We start from the raw sequence: 18,463 nt of genomic DNA on the forward strand, positions 1-18,463 counted from the left end.
TCTCTTTTATCGGTTAAAAATTTGAATAGCTAATATAAAATTTAATTCCTCTTAAAATCGCTCCAACAATATGATGGTTCCTCTAAAATCATTTAAATGGCTAAAAAAATCATCGAAATTGTATATTTTTCCGCTTTTATAGTAATAATTCCTAATATCAGGTAGATAATCCTGAGTTATCAATTTGTGAATTGGTTGCTGCTTGCATAATAGAATATTCAACTCTAGTGCGCTTGTAGCAGATTTGCAAAAAATAATAAAATGATGGAGGTATTACGCAATATGAAGAAAAAAACATTAGCTATAGCAGTAGCGTTGTCCTTTAGTTTCAGCCTGTATGCTAGTCCATCCTCAGCTGACGCTAAAATAATGGTGAATGTACCAGGCAGTATTTTATGGGCCATTCCGCAAATTTATAATCTATCGGTTGGTGAATTTCAACAATTAAACGAAATGGAGTCATTAGGGCTGTCCTTAGAACAAAAGGCACAGGAAGAAAAGACGGAACTAACAAATATGCCTGAGGGTCAGTATATGATTAAAAAAGGGGATACATTATTTTCTATAGCACGGACAAATAATGTGTCAGTAGATGAATTAAAAACATGGAATCATCTTGCCTCAGATTTAATTTACGCAGGTGAAAGCTTAGCTATCAAAGCTTCGGCAGCAAAGGCAAAGCCTAAGGCTGTTGAGCGACCTTCTACAAATTCTGTGACAGCAGCACAAACACAGCCTGTAAGTGTTCCAGCAAATAATGCTAGCCAAACATTTACGATGCGTGCTACTGCTTATACGGCATATTGTGAGGGCTGCTCTGGTATTACAGCAAATGGAACGGATATTCGCTCGAATCCAAACTTAAAGGTGATTGCAGTAGACCCACGTATAATTCCCTTGGGGACAAGGGTTTGGGTGGAAGGCTATGGTGAAGCAATAGCAGCGGATACAGGCGGCGCAATTAAGGGAAATAAAATTGATGTATTTATTCCAACAAAGGGACAAGCACTCGAATGGGGTGTTAAAACAGTAACAGTGAAAGTTTTAGATTAGGTGGGTGAGGGATTTCTTAAATGTGAAGAAATCCCTTTTATGTTGCATAAGTAAGGGTGAAGTTGGCAACCATCAGAAATAAAGGAGGTATTGTGAATGAAAAAATTAAGCTTAATCAGTCTTTCTTTATTAGTCTTTATTGGTGGCTGTAGTTTCTTTGATAAGAAGGAGAAGCAGGTGCCTGTAAATGCATCGCAACTAACAGCTACTGCAAAAGTTATTGGAGCTAATAATGAAAGTTACGGAAATGTCTACTTTCAGGAAGAGAGTAATGGCGTAATGCTGACGTTAGCGTTATCAGGTTTACCATCAGGTACACATGGTATTCATATTCATGAGGTAGGAAAGTGTGAGCCACCTAAATTTGAATCAGCAGGTGCGCATTTTAACCCAACCAATAAGGAGCATGGTAAGCTAAACCCGAAAGGCTACCACTTAGGCGATCTACCGAATTTGGAGATTGGTGAGGATGGGAATGTAGATTTAACCTTCTTAGCGGAAGGGCTTACTTTGCAAAAGGATCAAGCAAACTCATTATTAGATAGTGATGGTAGCAGCATTGTGATTCATGAATCAGCAGATGATTATAAAACAGACCCAGCAGGTAATTCAGGAGCAAGAATTGCTTGTGGTGTTATTCAATAAAATAAGAGATAAACTGTATCTGCAAGTTGTAGGATACAGTTTTTATTTTTATATATGATGAAATAGTGGTTTATTGTAGAAAAAAAGGGGTAATTAGACGAATAACGAATATTGTAAATTAGTAGGAATGAAGAAAGAAATATAATTATAAAAGACTAAATTTTCTATAAATGGATTGACATTATTATACTATATTTGATAATTTTAAGTAGATTCTTAATTCTAACCAAAGGGGGAAGGTTATTTATGAAGAAAAAGCAATTTAAATTATTGATGCTATTGAGTATCTTTGCGCTATTTATTTTAGCAGCATGTGGATCGGATAGTGGAAGTGAGCCGGAGAGCTCAGGTGGAGATGATTCTGCCTCATCTGATAAGCCGACGTCTGACATTAAATTTTTAAGCTTATTAACAGGTGGAACACAAGGGACTTACTATGCACTTGGTGGTACGTTTGCTGATTTAATTACAACAGAAACAGGTATTAAAACAACGGCTGAGGTATCACAAGCATCGGCTGCCAATATGACTGCTTTAAAAGAAAAAGATAAAGGTGAAATTGCATTTGTTCAAACAGATATTGCCTACTACGCTACTGAAGGAACGTTAATGTTTGAAGGAGATAAAATTGATACAATTGCAGCTTTAGGTGCGCTTTACCCTGAAACAATCCAATTAGTAACAACTGAAGCTTCAGGCATTAAAACGTATGCAGATTTAAAAGGGAAAAAGATATCTGTAGGTGCACCAGGTTCAGGTACTTATGCAAATGCCGAGCAATTGCTTGAAATCCATGGTTTAACAATGGATGATATCAAGGCTCAAAATTTAGACTTTGGTGAGTCAACAGATGGTTTACAATCAGGACAGATCGATGCAGCATTTATTACAGCAGGTACACCAACAGGAGCTGTTGAATCCTTAAATGCTACAACAAAAGTGAATATTATTGGTGTAGATGCTGGTAAAGCGGATGAGTTAATTGCTAAATACCCTTACTATGCGAAAGATACAGTAAAAGCAGGTACGTATGGTATTGCAAATGATGTAGAAACAGTTTCTGTGCTTGCAATGTTAGCAGTGAAAAAGGATTTACCAGAGGATGTTGTTTACTCAATGACAAAAGCTATTTATAATAATACAGATAAAATTTCTCATGCTAAGGGAGAGTTCATTAAAGCAGAAACAGGTTTAGATGGTATTAGCATTGATGTACATCCAGGGGCTCAAAAATACTTTGATGAGAAAAAATAATAGTAAAGCGATCTAAACATAAATGACGATTGTCTAAAACATAAAGAGGTTCGGGTTGCATAAAGCTTCGAGCCTCTTTCTTACTGCAAGTATAGATGAATAGCTTTTAAAGTGGGGTATGGATAAAATGCGACAGCGAACATTAATGATAGCGGTTTTATGTTGTTTTTGCCTAGGCATTGCCCTATTTCTTCCTCTTCAAAAGGTGTTTGTCTTTACAGAAACACGTACGGAACAGTCAAAACAGTGCTACATACCACTTACAACAGAGAAGAAATTTCAAATTAGATATACACATTCCATACATCAATCAGATGTGTTGGAAACTTATCAATATGTAGAGGGTAATCGTTTACAAATGTTAGAGATGGAGTATGAGGACTTAGCAATTGGTATGCCTGGCTATGCAGAAGAAAATCAAACACTAACCCAGCAAGACGGCAAGTATTTTCTACATTTTTATGATAAGGTAATTGATAATTTTACTATTTATATAGGGGATTTAGATTTAGAGCTTGTATTGATTTATCAAGATGTTGAATATAATTTAAAAGAAAATTTACAAAGGGGAAAATCCTATTTATTTCAAATTAAACGATTATCATTCTACGAACAGTGGAAAGGAGTTAGGATGAAATGACAGCAAAGGGAAAATCACAAAAAGAAGAAAAAGTAGAAGAGTTCGAACAAATTTCTGCTGAAGAGCAACAAGCCATACTTGAAAAATATGATATCGAATCAAATGTAAGAAATATATCAGGTATTATGAAACATGTTATTTTCTTTGGACTTTTAGCATTTTCATTATTCCAGCTTTATACAGCCATTTTTGGGCAATTTCCAGCTCAGATTCAACGTACGATCCATTTAGGATTTGGTTTAACACTTATTTTTCTATTGTTTCCTGCTCGTAAAAAGGCACCAAAGCATAAAATTGCATGGTTTGATTATTTATTAGCATTGGCTTCTATTGGGGTAGGCTCGTATTGGACGATGAATTATACAGAGCTTGTGAACCGCAATGGGTCTATAACACAATTAGATTTTATCTTCGGACTCGTAGCAATTGTGTTAGTATTGGAGGCTGCTCGACGTGCTGTGGGATTGCCTATTATGATTATTGCAATTGGCTTTTTAGTTTATGCATACTACGGCCCGTATTTCCCAGCTTTTATGGCACATAGAGGACAGGACTTAGAAAGCATTGTGAACCTAATGTATTTTACAACAGATGGTATATTTGGTACACCAATTAGTGTATCAGCCACATTTATTTTTGTATTTTTACTATTTGGAGCATTTCTTGTGAAAACAGGAGTAGGCCAATATTTTAATGATTTAGCAGTCTCACTAGCTGGTAAATTAATTGGTGGACCTGCAAAGGTAGCTGTGTTTTCCAGTGCGCTGCAAGGTACAATTTCAGGAAGCTCTGTAGCAAATGTAGTAACATCAGGATCTTATACAATTCCAATGATGAAAAAATTAGGCTATCGAAAGGAATTCGCAGGTGCAGTTGAAGCGGCAGCATCAACAGGTGGTCAACTTATGCCGCCAATTATGGGAGCAGCGGCATTTTTAATGGTCGAGTTTATTGGTCGCGGTATTACGTATTGGGATATTGCAAAGGCTGCCGCTATTCCAGCACTTCTATATTTTACAGGTATATGGATTATGACACACTTTGAAGCGAAACGAGTGGGCTTAAGTGGTCTGCGGGATGATCAAATGCCTAATAGAAAAGAAGTATTTAAGAAGATTTATCTTTTACTGCCGATTATCGCCATTGTAATATTGATGCTGACAGGAACACCAGTTATGCATGCCGCATTATATGGGATTGTTATTTCAATTGGTGTAACGATGTTTAACAAGGAAACACGTCTAAAACCTAGAGATGTGATTGATGCATTAGTAGAAGGTGCTCGTACTGCTCTAGGTGTTGTGGCAGCTACAGCATGTGCTGGAATTATTGTAGGTGTTGTTGTAAAGACAGGACTTGGCTTAAGTCTAGCTAACAGTTTAGTAGCTTTAGCTGGTGGTAGTATTATTTTGACATTAATTTTTGTCATGATTGCTTCTTTAATTCTTGGTATGGGAGCGCCTACTACGGCTAACTATGTTATTACATCAACAATTGCCGCACCTGCGATTGTCGCATTATTATCACCAAACACACCACAGGAATTAGTTCCAGTAGTTGTACTATTATCTGCTCATTTCTTTGTGTTCTACTTTGGGATTATTGCGGACATTACACCACCAGTCGCACTGGCAGCCTTTGCAGCTTCAGGTATTTCGGGTGGTGACCCGATTAAAACAGGTGTTAACTCAGCAAAGCTAGCCATTGCGGCATTTATTATTCCATATATGATTGTTTTTTCACCAGCTTTATTAATGATTGATACAACAATACCACAAATATTATGGGTAATATTTACGGCGATCACTGGAATGGTAGCAATTGGTGCAGGGGTGATTGGTTATTGGTATCGTAAACTATTTTGGTTTGAAAGAATCATCGTTATTGCTGCGGGACTATTACTTATTTATCCAGAGAAATTTTCCGATTGGACAGGTTTAGCCATCTTTATTGTGATGTTAATCATTCAATTTTTATCGCATAAAAAGGGCAATCATCATGATAATACGGATAATAAAACAGGTGTTCCAGTATCTTAAAAAACTAAATTTTTAATGTAAAATCTCCTATAAGCAACAGGATGAAATATTATTTCCATGTAATAATGAAATGCTTAAGCTGAAGAAAGAGAGGGCACAGGCAGAAAATTTTAGAATTTTAATGAAATTAATTAGTGCTTTTAGCTTATTTTTGTTGTAAAGTAAAATATAAATCTGCTCAATTTAGCAACTAAAATTGAGCAGATTTTTTTATGGGTTGAAGGGAAATAAATTTGAACAGTATATAGATTTATTTTTAATCTAATTATGAGATATGTTTGATATAAATAATGCATAATACGTATAAATCATTGCTTTTTATTAATTTCTTATTGTATAATTATTTTATCAGAAAATTCAATAAATTAAGGAGTGATTATAATGGGGAAATTATTAAACTCAAAATTTGAAACATACTTGATGGATCAGGAGTTCGACTTTCAAGATGAGGAAGAAAAACAGGAGGAACAAACAGCTAAAGTACATTATGAAGAGTATCCAGAGGGTTTTTTTACAAGTTTATAAGATTGACTGAAGGGGCTATGCTAAAAGTGGATCACTTTTAACATAGCCCTTTTATTATGGGATGACTAAATGGATGGTTAGAGGCATATCTATTGAATATAGTAAGTTTTTTTGATTAGATAGGTCTAAAGGTAGATATGTGTTTATTAAATAGATTCATGTATAATGAAAAACAAAAATGCGTATAGAGGTGTAGTGATGACAAACGTGTTAACAATAGAGGAGACCATTTATCAATGGTTTGATCATTTTCACAAATATCCAGAAGTAAGCTGGAAAGAGTTTGAGACAACGAAGAAGATTGCTTCGATATTGGATGAATTGAATGTAGGATATCGTTTATTTGGTGATGTTCCTGGACTACTTGCTGAAATCGGAACAGGCGATGAGATGGTGGCGGTACGCGCAGATATGGATGCATTGTGGCAAGAGGTGGATGGGGTATGGCAGGCGAATCATTCCTGTGGTCATGATGCGAATATCACAATGGTACTTGGTGCATTATTACTGCTGAAAGACCAACCATTACAGCATCGTGTACGTTTTATTTTCCAACCCGCCGAAGAGCTGGGGAATGGTGCATGTGCAGCCTATGACCATGGAGCGGTTGAAGGGGTTTCACATTTATTTGGTGTACATTTACGACCAATTGAAGAATTGCCACTTGGTAAGGTTTCACCAGCTATCCATCATGGTGCAGCCTACTTTTTAGAGGGAACCATTCAAGGGGTTGACGCGCACGGTGCCAGACCACATCAGGGGAAAAATGCAATTGATGTAATTATGGCTGTCCAACAAATGCTACATAGCATTCATCTATCACCGTTTGAACCGCATTCTGCAAAGCTAACAAAAATTATTGCAGATGGTGGTAGTACCAATATTATTCCTGGTAAGGCTAGTTTTTCAATGGACATTCGGGCACAACATAATCAGCAACTTGAATGGCTACGCAGTAAAATTGAAGCTGGTTTGAAATCAATCCAGCAACAATTTGATATAAATATGGGGTGGCAGTGGCTTGATTTTACACCAGGTGCTGAGGTTTCACCGATTGCTGCGAAAATGGCAAAGGATGCAATTATTGAAACATTAGGTGAGGAGCATCTAGCAGATGAAATAACTACACCAGGTAGTGATGATTTCCACTTCTATACAGTAAAAAAACCAGAGTTAAAAGCGGCAATGATTGGAATAGGGGCAAACTTATCACCAGGATTACATCATCCCAAGATGACCTTTGATCGGAGTGCCCTCATAGATGCTGCAAAAGTGCTTGCATGTGTATTAGAAAAAAAACCGGAATAAAAAATTTAAAAAAGCTATATGAAAAAATGTAACGTTTTTTCATATAGCTTTTTGTATGAACACTTTTAAAAATACATGGATATTCAAAGGTTTACTTGGTTTTTAAGTGCTGCTTGGAAGCGTTTTATTACGCTAAAATAGTGAAATTTGCTCGAGAAGCATAATTTTTTTGCGTTGACTTTTAATTTTTTGAATATTAAGCTAAAAAACGTAAAAAAATATTTGCGTCTTTAAAAATTTGAAATAGTGCTTGGTGCAAAAAGGGGATGAAAAGATGAAAAAAAATATCAATGCAGGTTGGGCACTGCTGACTTTTGCTATTATGATTATTGTAATGCTTATTACTGTAGTTGTTTTAGAGCAAAGTCCTCACGTACCTTTACTTGTCGGTACAACTGTAGCAGCAATTATTGCCAAATTACATGGTTATAAATGGTCAGAAATTGAAGAAATGATGTATAAAGGAATACGTCTTGCTTTACCTGCTATTGTTATTATTATTTTAGTAGGTTTAACAATTGGTGCATGGATCGGTGGCGGCGTTGTCGCAACGATGATTTTCTATGGCTTAAAGTTAATTTCTCCAGCATGGTTCTTAGTTACAATTATGGTGTTATGTTCAATCGTATCTTTAGCGATTGGTAGTTCATGGTCAACGATGGCGACAATTGGTGTCGCAGGTATGGGGATTGGCTTAAGCATGGGTATTCCAGCGGCAATGATTGCTGGTGCGGTTATTTCAGGCTCATACTTTGGGGATAAAATGTCACCGTTATCAGATACAACGAATTTAGCGGCAGGCCTAACAGGTACAGATTTATTTGATCATATTAAGCATATGCTTTATACAACAATTCCAGCATTGATTATTTCACTAGTTGTTTTTGCAATTATGGGTAGGAAATTTGCGGATGTTTCTATGCAATCAGAGGAAATTTTAACAACATTAAAGGTGATGGAGGACAGTTTTGTAATTTCTCCGTTGTTATTGCTTGTGCCAGTAGGCGTTATTGTACTGGTCGCTAAAAAAGTACCAGCGATTCCAGCATTAATCATTGGTATTGTAGCAGGCTTCTTATTACAAATCTTTGTACAGGGTGGTACAGCTACAAGTGCTGTACATGCATTGCAGGAAGGGTTTACAATTTCGACAGGTAATCATATGGTGGATGATTTATTTAACCGTGGTGGCTTAGATTCTATGATGTATACGGTTTCAATGACCATCGTTGCTATGACTTTTGGTGGTATTTTAGAGTATTCAGGCATGTTAAAAGCGCTGATGGATGTGATTGTGAAGTTTGCTAAATCTACAGGTAGTCTTATTGCTTCAACAATTGCGGCATGTGTAACAACAAATGCAACATGCTCTGAGCAATATATTTCAATTGTTGTTCCATCGCGTATGTTTGCAGATGCCTATCAAAAACGCGGACTTCATTCCAAAAATTTATCGCGTGCATTAGAGGATGGAGGCACATTAACTTCTGTATTCTTCCCTTGGAATACATGTGGTGTGTTTATTTTAGCAACTTTAGGTGTAGGTGCGATGGAATATGCACCATATGCTATTCTGAATTTTGTAGTGCCGATTATTTCAATTATTTATGGTTATATTGGATTTGCGATTGTGAAGCTAACACCTGAAGAAATCGCAGCTGCTGAAAAGCGTCAAAAGGAACAGGAAGCTGACCATATGATAACGGCTGATTAATTAGCTTAGAATTCTCGTAGACATCTATGCATCTACGAGAATTCTGCCTTTAATATGTAGCAAAGTTTAATTCATAAATGGTACGTGGACGGCCTTGCTGATGTGTCATTTCTTCACCCACAGCCTTAGCATAGCCTGTATCGACTAATTTCTTAATAATACGTTCAGTAGTGCGTCGTGTCACTTGTAAATATTCAGCAAGATTTTGTGCTGTAAATTGAGCCGATTGTCGTTCACGGCTAAAATTAATAATTTTAGAAATATTTAATGGACTTAGGCTTGTTAGCTTTGCCATTTGCAAAACATAAGGATCATCCGTTTTTAAAGATAATTTGCCTTCAGAATTTGGAAAAGGCCCTAATAAATTTTTATGTTCATCGAGAACATAAATTTCATAAGACTTTGTAAATGCTAGTGCATGTTGAGCATGTTGTGTGGCTTCTAAAATAGAGTGACCATAACCAAATGCTAGTTTAAAAGGCTGATTGATTTTCTGAATAAGCTTTTCCAAGTTGCCCTTTTCCAATGCTTTTTGTAAATGTCCAGCAGTTGTGTAAAGCTCAAAGGAGTGCGAGGCAGTTTGCTTATAGGTTGAAAAGGTGGACTTAGCAATATGATTGATAATCGTCGATTGAACGGAAGTGTCTTCAGGAATTTCTAACAAGCCAACAACTGCCTTAACGGATTCAGATTTGGTTAATAGTGATTTTGATTTGGTTTCCTCGAGACTTTGTATAATAGTATTCGTTGTATCTAACATGCGCATAGCAGGAATTTGCTGTTTTTGTAATTCATCGAAAACACTATGAATACTTGTAATAATAAAATCAATGCTTTTGGCATGCCATAAGGCTAGATGCTGGCATAAAATAGTTTCAATTGGCTCTGTAATGGAAATATGTTGAACATAGGGTCCTTCACCTTCATATTCTATTTCAGTTAAAACATTCTCAACAAATTTCGGATTCATCACATCAATTGAAATTCGGTGGATGGGTAGCGAGTGCTTAGCTACTAGTGATAATAAAGTTGTAGAAATAGCTGTTTCATCCTGCTTAAGATAATTCCAAGGTATTGGTAGTTCCGAAAGTAATGACTGGGCATATAAATAAGGTAGTGTTCCTCCAAGTAACAGAGCATCACAAGGTTTAATTTGTTTTAATAAGGCAGGTGCTTCAGCAGGATGATTGTACAAATAAAATTCTAATTGAATATCAGTTATATTTTGTGCGATACTAATAATACGTTGCATAAAGGCTTTAGAACAAATAATCGCTATTTTCGTAGACATGGGCATCGTTCCTTTTCTATTTTTTTAAGCAATTAGCGACATATTAACGACTAATAAAGTAATAAGGAGATAAATGATTATGAAAATCCAAAAAATAGATATTTTTGCTATCCATTTACCACTAATTGAACCATTTATTATTAGTTATGCTACATATGATACAATGCCTTCCATTATTTTAAAAGTGACAACTGATACAGGTATTGTTGGATATGGAGAAGCCGTTCCAGATGAGCATGTCACAGGTGAAACATGGGAAAGTACCTATGAGGTATTAAAAAATCATCTAGCGCCTGCCGTTATTAGAGAAAGCCCAATGGCATTTGAAAAGCTACATGATAAAATGAATACAATTGTCAAGGATGTACCAGCCGCAAAGGCAGCTATTGATATTGCTTGCTTCGATATTGCAGGGAAGGCATTAGGCGTGCCTGTATACCAGCTAGTAGGTGGACGCTATCATGAAAAATTCCCAATTACACATGTCTTAAGTATTGGAACACCTGAAGCTATGGCAGAGGAGGCGGCTAAGCGTGTAGAAATGGGCTACCGTTCATTTAAAATGAAGGTAGGAACAGAGGTAACGCGTGATGTTGCTCGTATTAAAGCAGTACGTGAACGTGTAGGGGAGGATATTGCGATTCGAGTTGATGTTAATCAAGGATGGGGCAACGCAGCCACTACATTACAGGGCTTACGCGTTATGAAAGACCTGAATATTGATTGGCTAGAGCAACCCGTTAATAGTGAAGATATTGATGGAATGGTTGAGATTAAATCAAAATCGGATGTAACATTGATGATTGATGAGGGGCTGCGTGGTGTACGTGAAATGCGTGAAATTATTACTAAACGTGCAGCCGATAAAGTAAATATTAAATTAATGAAGTGCGGGGGCATTTATCCTGCTATGAAGCTTGCTGTGATGGCTGAAATGGCAGGTATGGAATGTCAGGTTGGCTCCATGGTAGAGTCCTCTGTAGGTTCTGCTGCAGGCTTCCATGTAGCATTTTCAAAAAAGATTATGACGAGTGTTGAATTAACAGGACCACTTAAATTCTCAAAAGATGTGGGCAATCTACATTATGATGTACCATTTATTTGCTTAAATGAACAGCCTGGCTTAGGTGTAGATGTAGATGAAGCTGTAATTCAGGAATTATGTAAATTCTCAGCAGTTGTCACAGCCTAAGGGGGTAGTGTATGGAAAAGCTTTATACAGGGATGCTTGGTGAAACACCATTTTATGTTAGACAATTAGCACCTCAGCATTTACAGCAAATTGAGAGGCTACAGATGGAGGTTTATCAAGCATTAGCAGACCAAACGATTTTACAGCCATTAACGACGGAAGAATTTGACTATATTTTAAATGGCAATGGTATGATGATCGGCGCGTATGTAGGGGAGGAATTGATAGCCTTTCGTGCTTTATTAAATCCTCCTGTTGATGATGAGCATCTTGGATATGACTGTGGCATTGCAGAGCATGAGTTCCATCGGGTTTTATATCAGGAAATATCCAATGTTTCCCCGAAATATCGCGGTTATGGCTTACAGCAAACATTAGCAGCAGTGGTGATGAGCCATATTGATTTAGAGAAATACGATTATGTATGCTCAACCGTGAAGCCTTATAATATTCCAAGCTTAAAGGATAAATTTTCTCAAGGGCTTGTGATTAAAGGCTTAAAAATTAAATATGTCGATAAACTACGTTATATTTTCTATAAAGATTTACGTCAAAAGCAGCCTGTTTTTACAGATAAACAAACAGTATCAATGAGAGATCGAGCAGCCCAGCAACAGCTGCTAAAGCAAGGCTATTTAGGCACAGCTATGTTTGAAGAAAATAATGATTGGTTTGTTGTATATGAAAAATAAAGAACCTTATCCTTCACATTTCGTTTTAGTGAAGGATAAGGTTCTTATTTTTTCATTGGGCAAAAGCCACAAGCCATTAGACCAGGGATATCCTTGGAAAAACAGCATGATTTTCGTACAGGCACATTCACTAGATTTGTTGGGCTTTGATTGCCTGTATATTGAGACCACCAAGATTTATTGGAGAAGCGTGCCCATGTTTTAGGGTTTTCTAAGGCTTCGATATCCTCCATTGCTTGGTCAGCAAAACCAGGATTGGCTAGCAATACATGATAATGCCAAAGTAAATAACCAAAGAAGTTTTCCCAAATTGTTAGAGGGGAGATGGATGTGACCTTTCGAAGCTGTTGCACAATCACATGACCATCGTATAGAATTTTTTCAATCACAGCTTGCCGCTCATCTTCATCGACATAACGCCAATCATTGGGATTTGCAAACATGGCAACGGTAAAGCTATTAAACTCTTTTGCGGCATCAAAGCGCAATTCAATTGGCTTACCCTCCCACACCTCATCATAGGCAGCAAGCATATAAAATTGCATGGCAAAAAACATACCATAACGACGAGCAAAGTGAGAAATAGCTGCGGTCTCTGTTGCTGCATCTGTAATGCCCATCATCAGGTTTAAAAAATCAGGATGGTAAAAGTCCTTGTGTATATCAGCCAATGTAAATAAAGTCCGCTTTGGTTCAGTTGTATAAATACTATAAGAGTTTAGTTGTTGCACTTGATCCATCGTTAAAGCTGGCATGGTCATCCTCTTTTCTTTAAACTTCTCTTCCTTAATTATAAAGTAATCATTTTTGCTTCACAAATAGAATGCAATATAGTAAAATGCATTAAACACATAGGATATATATGAATTGAAATTAACTCTCTACATGATAGATAAAAAATTTTTTTAAGATTATTGTTGACAATTTAATTGATAATGATTATCATTATCGTATAAAGATTATTCCTCCTCTACAATACAGTGTAGAGAGGATGAACTTTAGCTACTTTTCTCCAGAAGTTTGCTAGTTCATGATTACGCTCCTAAAACCCCCCTCATTTTTTGGGAACGTGAAAATCTCTTGACGGCTCATCCATTTATAGGATAGAGTCGTCTTTTTTATATGAAAGGTTTAACGATAATCCTAAAAGGCTGAGCGATAAATCAGAAAAGCGGGGTGATCAACATAGAAACTTGCTTAATGAAAATTAAAAACAGCCCATTCGCATGGACTGTTATGAGGAAGTGGATTGTTGAGTCACACTTTTTTTCCCTAATATCATTGTATAGTAGCTATGCAGCAACATCCCGATAATGATAACACCGAGGCCTGCAAGTGCAATAGGACTTGGGAAGGCGATGCCGAGTAGTAATACCTCACCAATAATGACAAACAGTATTTCTGTCGATTGTGTGGCTTCCACAGCAGCTAGTTTACCTTGATGGTCTCTTACACGATCTGTTGCAATAAAAAATAAGATGGTTGCAATAACCCCTGAGCTAATTCCAACAAGTAAAGATTGGAACATCTGACTTATTGATGGAAGACCAACTGTTACCATGGCATAAAGAGCCATAATAATCCATGCTGGCATTGAAGCGATTGTCATACCAAGTACACGCTGAAAGGTATCAATACGTCCCCCGCAAATGTCCATCATTTTACGATTCCCAAGAGGGTAGGCAAAGGCAGCGATGATAACGGGTAAAATACCAAGCATTAAACTCCTAAATGAAGCAGATTGTGCCTGAGGTATTTGAATAAGTAAAATACCTACTAATATCACACATGAAATTAGTAGGGAGATTAACGGAATTTTTTGACGTATCTTTTTTCCAGCAATAACGGAAACAAAGAGGGGCGCTAATAATACCCCAGCAACAATTGTAAATTGCCATGTTCCCGATACAAGCCAGCCTGGGCCGAATGCCGCTGCAAATGTTAATGGTGCATAAAATAATACAAAGCCAACAAAGCTCCAAAGTAGCCATGCGATAGGTTGTGCTTTCATTTCCCCGGATAGCTGTGAAAAGCCTTTACGATAAAAGACAATAACCAGTAAAAAGGGGAGCATAAAGAAATATCGTAGCGATGCACTCCATAGCCAGCTTCCTCCCTGCATTTCCATTGCGTGATTTAAAATAAATGTAACAGCAAAGAACAGAGAAGCTAAAATGCCTAATGCAATTTCTCTCATAACGATCACCTCAATTGGAGTTGCATCTTACACTCCGTATGTAATTTTGAAAATTCAGTAATTAGTACTGAAAAAATGACGAAGAAAGGAAAAAACCTTTCTTCGTAATAAAATTATAGACTATTTTGCTTGCTGTTCAAAGAGCTGAACAATTTCAATAATTACTTGTGTTGCTTTTTCCATTGTTTCAGCAGACACATATTCAAATTTACCATGCATATTTTCGCCACCAGCAAAAATATTTGGTGTTGGTAAGCCCATATATGATAATTGGGAGCCATCTGTACCACCACGAATTGGTAGAGTATTTGGGATAATAGCCAATTTTTCCATTGCAGCACGAGCAATGTCAACAATTTCTTTCACAGGCTCAATTTTTTCACCCATATTATAGTATTGATCTTCTATTGTAATGCTTAAGGCATCCTCACCAAACTGTGCTTGGATTTTAGCTGCTGCATTAAGCATTAATTGCTTTTTCTCTTCAAATTTTTGGCGATCATGGTCACGTACGATGTAAGATAGCTCTGTATGCTCGATCGCTCCATTAAAGCTCATTAAATGAATAAATCCTTCATAGCCCTCTGTTTTTTCAGGAACGGCATCAGCAGGCATTTCATTTTGGAAGGCAATAGCCATTGTAATAGCATTTACCATTTTATTTTTTGCAGAGCCAGGGTGTACACTTGTGCCTTTTGTAACCACCTTGACACCAGCCGCATTAAAGCTCTCGTATTGCAGCTCACCAAGTGGTCCACCATCCATTGTGTAGGCATAGTCTGCTCCAAATGCAGCCACATCAAATTTATGTGGACCTCGGCCAATCTCCTCATCAGGAGTAAAGGCTACACGAATTTTGCCGTGTTTAATAGAAGGATTTTGGATCAGGTACTCCATTGCTGTCATAATTTCAGCAATACCTGCCTTATCATCTGCACCTAACAGGGTAGTACCATCTGTGGTAATTAGTGTTTGACCAACATAATTTTTTAGCTCTGGAAAATCGACTGGAGACATAACTAGGTTTTTATTTAACTGAATATCGCCACCATCGTAATTATCTAGGCGCTGCGGCTTTACATTTGTTCCTGTATAATCTGTCGCTGTATCCACATGGGCTAAGAAGCCAATCGTCGGCGCTTCTTTAGCTGTATTTGCCTCTAATGTAGCAAATAAATAGCCATTATCGTCTAATGTAATGTCTGTTAAGCCAATTTCAGCAAGCTCATCTTTTAAGACATGTAACAGATCAAATTGCTTTTGTGTGGAAGGCGTAGTCGCGCTTGTGAAGTCTGATTGTGTATCAATTTTTGCATAGCGAATTAATCGCTCAATTACTTGTTCTTTCATAAGTATGGCCTCCTAATGTGTATGTGTCATTATTGTATCACTTTACTTCGGTTTTCGGAATATTGAAGGGTGCTTAAAGCAATAAGTAACTGAGCGCTATAATAAGTCAGCATAATGATCTCATGAGAAAAAGGTAGTGGCATGATAAATTTATTAATAGCTAAATAAGAATCAGAAGCAATAAATAGCAGGGCGCCACTAGTGGCCAAGGTAGAACCAGTTTTAATAGATGACCACCCCATTATGAGAATCACCGAAATATAGGCAATCACTGCACTACCAAGTATTGTTTCACCTGTTGTAAAGACAGACCCAGCAATCCATATCGTCATACTAGCTCCATAAAGCAGTAATATAATTTTTCCCCAAGTAGGTACTTGTCGCCTATTAAAAGTGACGAATGCAAAAATATAAAAAATATGCCCAATGAGAAAGCTTGTTAGTCCAACTAAAAACCACTGTAGTGTATAATCGCCAATCATACAAAAAATAAGTCCTGCGATAATTAGTCGTCGATAGTTTTGAAGCGCAACTGCCCTTCCATAAATAGCTAATATAATAATCAATAGCATTGGTAACACTTTAAAAATCAGCGTTAAGCTTTCAGTAATAGAAGAATAACCAAAAATATAGTAAAGACTAAATAATACAATGAATGTGATCAAATATTTTTTTATCAAAATAGTTCGCTCCTTTCCTTTTGTTATAAAGATAAAGGCTATTCAATACAATTTATGTATGAAACTTTTTTCGCATGTAGCCGTAAATAAGTAGACAGAGAGTTAAAGAGAGGGTGAAATAAATGACTAAGCTGCTAATAGCTTCGGCTATTATTGCATTGATTGCGAGTGTGTTAGTCACGCCGCTTATTACAAAGAAACGAGAAGATGGAAAATCAAAAAAGATAATTGGCTACTTTTTTATCGGTGTTTTTGTACTAGGCTTTTTAGGGACAGGTATCACTTTATATATAACAAAAATTGATGTAAACTGGCTTGTTTTTTGGCCTGCGATTATTTTATTAACATTTTTAGGTGCTCTGCTTGCTAGTGGGATTGAACGAAAAATAAAGGGCATTTTATTTTTAGCAAGTTTAGGTGTTGCTATATATGTATTATCGGCGCCTTTATGGAATGCTAATGAAAAGTTTGAGTCCTCAGAAATGAAGGAAGAAGTAGAGATCAAACCATTCGATGAAACGCAGACACCTGCAAGCGTTCCCCCGAAATTTGCGCGTAATAAAATGAAAAAGGCCTTTGGGCAAGTGCCAAACACTAGTTACTATGAGCTAGGGCGTCTTCAAATACAAAAGGTGAAGGGTGAATATGTCTATATTGCACCCGTTGAATTTTCAGGATTCTTTAAATGGATGAATGGCGATACAACGCCCGGTTACTTTATTATGAGTGCGACAGATTCGGCAGATAATCCTCGGTTTGTGAAGGAGGAAATGAAATATGTTCCTTCTGCGTACTTAAATGCGAATTTAGAGCGTCATATTCGCTTACAGCACCCATTCCTAATTTTTTATGGAGATGTTCAGCTTGAGGTGGATGATGAAGGAAAGCCGTATTATATTCGCTCATATGGTGAATTTATCTCAGCGCGTAATGGCTTTGATGTAAAAGGCATTGTCTTAGTTGACGCACTGACAGGGAAATCTGAAGTGGTTAAACTAGACGACATACCAGAATTTATTGATGGGGCTGTATCACCAGAGACAGTGAGCTTACAAAATAGTTATTTTGGTAATTATGTTCATGGATTTTGGAATAGCATGTTTGGGAAAAAGGATGTAAAGATTCCTTCTGATGAAGGAACAGAATCAAATGTTAGCCCAATTTTCGATGAGAAGGGTGATATGTATTACTTTACAGACTTTACAAGCCCAAAAGAGGGCGTAGACTCAATGCTGGGCTATTCTTTAACGAATGCACGAACAGGGAATGCAACATACTATACAGGAAACCAAGATTCAAGTTATATGGATTCTCAAGGTAATTTGCAAATTATTGAAAAGAAATTTATTGAGAAAAAATGGACTGGTGAAATGCCAGTGCTGTATAACTTCTACGGTGAAGCAAGCTGGTTAACAGCTGTATTGGATTCCAATGGCTTTTTACAAAATTATTTTATTGTATCAGCAGCAAATCCTGAAATTTCCGTTTATGCGACAACACCTAAAGAGGCACTTAAATTATATAAAACAGCCTTAAGCCGTGGAGGAAATACTGTGGATGGGAGTTCCCATGTAGAGGAAAAGCAAGCTAGCGGAAAAGTATTACGTGTATATAAAGAACGTTTAGGTGATTTTACAATAGTATCGTTCTTATTAGAGAATGGTGAAAATTATTTAGTAAGTGCTGAAACAGAGCCTTTAGCTATTTATTTACAAGAGGGGGACGAGGTCATTCTCACATATGGTGATACAGGTGAGCAATTCCTACCTGTTCGCTCGCTAATCATTAAAGGATTACAATAAAGAAAATAACAAAAGGCGATCTTCGTATAGTGTGAAGTGGACTAACCTAATTTTATAAGACAACATAAAACACCTCTGAAA

At 36.9% G+C, this 18,463-nt stretch carries 16 protein-coding genes; 11 read left to right on the plus strand and 5 right to left on the minus strand.

Going from position 1 to position 18,463, the window contains the following annotated elements:
- Positions 1–282 precede the first annotated feature (282 nt).
- The 8 genes from MHB44_RS02275 (at position 283) to nhaC (ending at position 9,178) form a co-directional block, all read left to right on the plus strand.
- Positions 283–1,053, plus strand: coding sequence for a 3D domain-containing protein (locus MHB44_RS02275; protein WP_341301413.1), 771 nt, complete (start codon positions 283–285; stop codon positions 1,051–1,053).
- A gap of 96 nt (positions 1,054–1,149) precedes the next feature.
- Positions 1,150–1,698 (plus strand): superoxide dismutase family protein, encoded by a 549-nt coding sequence (locus tag MHB44_RS02280; protein WP_341301414.1) that lies wholly within the window; start codon positions 1,150–1,152, stop codon positions 1,696–1,698.
- Between the two features lie 246 nt (positions 1,699–1,944).
- Positions 1,945–2,952, plus strand: coding sequence for a TAXI family TRAP transporter solute-binding subunit (locus tag MHB44_RS02285; protein ID WP_341301415.1), 1,008 nt, complete (start codon positions 1,945–1,947; stop codon positions 2,950–2,952).
- A gap of 127 nt (positions 2,953–3,079) precedes the next feature.
- Positions 3,080–3,592 carry a DUF1850 domain-containing protein gene (locus tag MHB44_RS02290; RefSeq protein ID WP_341301416.1) on the plus strand — a complete coding sequence of 171 codons (513 nt, stop codon included), beginning with the start codon at positions 3,080–3,082 and terminating at the stop codon, positions 3,590–3,592.
- On the plus strand, positions 3,589–5,631 hold the full coding sequence (locus tag MHB44_RS02295) for a TRAP transporter permease (RefSeq protein WP_341301417.1): 2,043 nt from the start codon (positions 3,589–3,591) through the stop codon (positions 5,629–5,631). The genes MHB44_RS02290 and MHB44_RS02295 overlap by 4 nt, the downstream gene beginning before the upstream one ends.
- Positions 5,632–6,012: 381 nt before the next feature.
- Complete coding sequence (locus MHB44_RS02300) at positions 6,013–6,156, plus strand: hypothetical protein (RefSeq protein ID WP_162838593.1); 144 nt, start codon at positions 6,013–6,015, stop codon at positions 6,154–6,156.
- Between the two features lie 198 nt (positions 6,157–6,354).
- A complete protein-coding gene (locus tag MHB44_RS02305) occupies positions 6,355–7,464 on the plus strand; it encodes an amidohydrolase (RefSeq protein WP_341301418.1) in 1,110 nt (369 codons plus the stop codon).
- A gap of 274 nt (positions 7,465–7,738) precedes the next feature.
- Positions 7,739–9,178, plus strand: coding sequence for a Na+/H+ antiporter NhaC (gene nhaC / locus MHB44_RS02310; RefSeq protein ID WP_341301419.1), 1,440 nt, complete (start codon positions 7,739–7,741; stop codon positions 9,176–9,178).
- Positions 9,179–9,227: 49 nt separating this feature from the next.
- On the opposite strand, the gene MHB44_RS02315 is transcribed toward nhaC, so the two are convergent.
- A complete protein-coding gene (locus MHB44_RS02315; protein ID WP_341301420.1) occupies positions 9,228–10,469 on the minus strand; it encodes an HTH domain-containing protein in 1,242 nt (413 codons plus the stop codon).
- A 79-nt stretch (positions 10,470–10,548) separates the two neighbouring features.
- On the opposite strand from MHB44_RS02315, the gene MHB44_RS02320 reads away from it, so the two are divergent.
- Both MHB44_RS02320 and MHB44_RS02325 read left to right on the plus strand, forming a co-directional pair.
- Positions 10,549–11,661, plus strand: a complete 1,113-nt coding sequence (locus MHB44_RS02320) for a dipeptide epimerase (RefSeq protein WP_341301421.1) — start codon at positions 10,549–10,551, stop codon at positions 11,659–11,661.
- Between the two features lie 11 nt (positions 11,662–11,672).
- A complete protein-coding gene (locus MHB44_RS02325) occupies positions 11,673–12,353 on the plus strand; it encodes a GNAT family N-acetyltransferase (RefSeq protein ID WP_341301422.1) in 681 nt (226 codons plus the stop codon).
- Positions 12,354–12,397: 44 nt separating this feature from the next.
- On the opposite strand, the gene MHB44_RS02330 is transcribed toward MHB44_RS02325, so the two are convergent.
- The 4 genes from MHB44_RS02330 to MHB44_RS02345 form a co-directional block, all read right to left on the minus strand.
- Positions 12,398–13,108 carry a Fe-S oxidoreductase gene (locus MHB44_RS02330; RefSeq protein ID WP_341301423.1) on the minus strand — a complete coding sequence of 237 codons (711 nt, stop codon included), beginning with the start codon at positions 13,106–13,108 and terminating at the stop codon, positions 12,398–12,400.
- 479 nt (positions 13,109–13,587) lie between these two features.
- Positions 13,588–14,550, minus strand: coding sequence for a multidrug resistance efflux transporter family protein (locus tag MHB44_RS02335; protein WP_053993304.1), 963 nt, complete (start codon positions 14,548–14,550; stop codon positions 13,588–13,590).
- Positions 14,551–14,670: 120 nt separating this feature from the next.
- Positions 14,671–15,900: a peptidase T gene (gene pepT / locus MHB44_RS02340; RefSeq protein ID WP_341301424.1), complete on the minus strand. Its 1,230-nt coding sequence runs from the start codon at positions 15,898–15,900 to the stop codon at positions 14,671–14,673.
- Positions 15,901–15,929: 29 nt separating this feature from the next.
- Positions 15,930–16,580: a lysoplasmalogenase gene (locus MHB44_RS02345; protein WP_341301425.1), complete on the minus strand. Its 651-nt coding sequence runs from the start codon at positions 16,578–16,580 to the stop codon at positions 15,930–15,932.
- Positions 16,581–16,702: 122 nt separating this feature from the next.
- Here MHB44_RS02345 and MHB44_RS02350 point away from each other — a divergent pair, with 122 nt between their 5' ends.
- Positions 16,703–18,382, plus strand: coding sequence for a hypothetical protein (locus tag MHB44_RS02350; RefSeq protein ID WP_341301426.1), 1,680 nt, complete (start codon positions 16,703–16,705; stop codon positions 18,380–18,382).
- Positions 18,383–18,463 lie beyond the last annotated feature (81 nt).

Source organism: Lysinibacillus sp. FSL H8-0500, assembly GCF_038051955.1.
GTDB lineage: Bacteria > Bacillota > Bacilli > Bacillales_A > Planococcaceae > Lysinibacillus > Lysinibacillus macroides.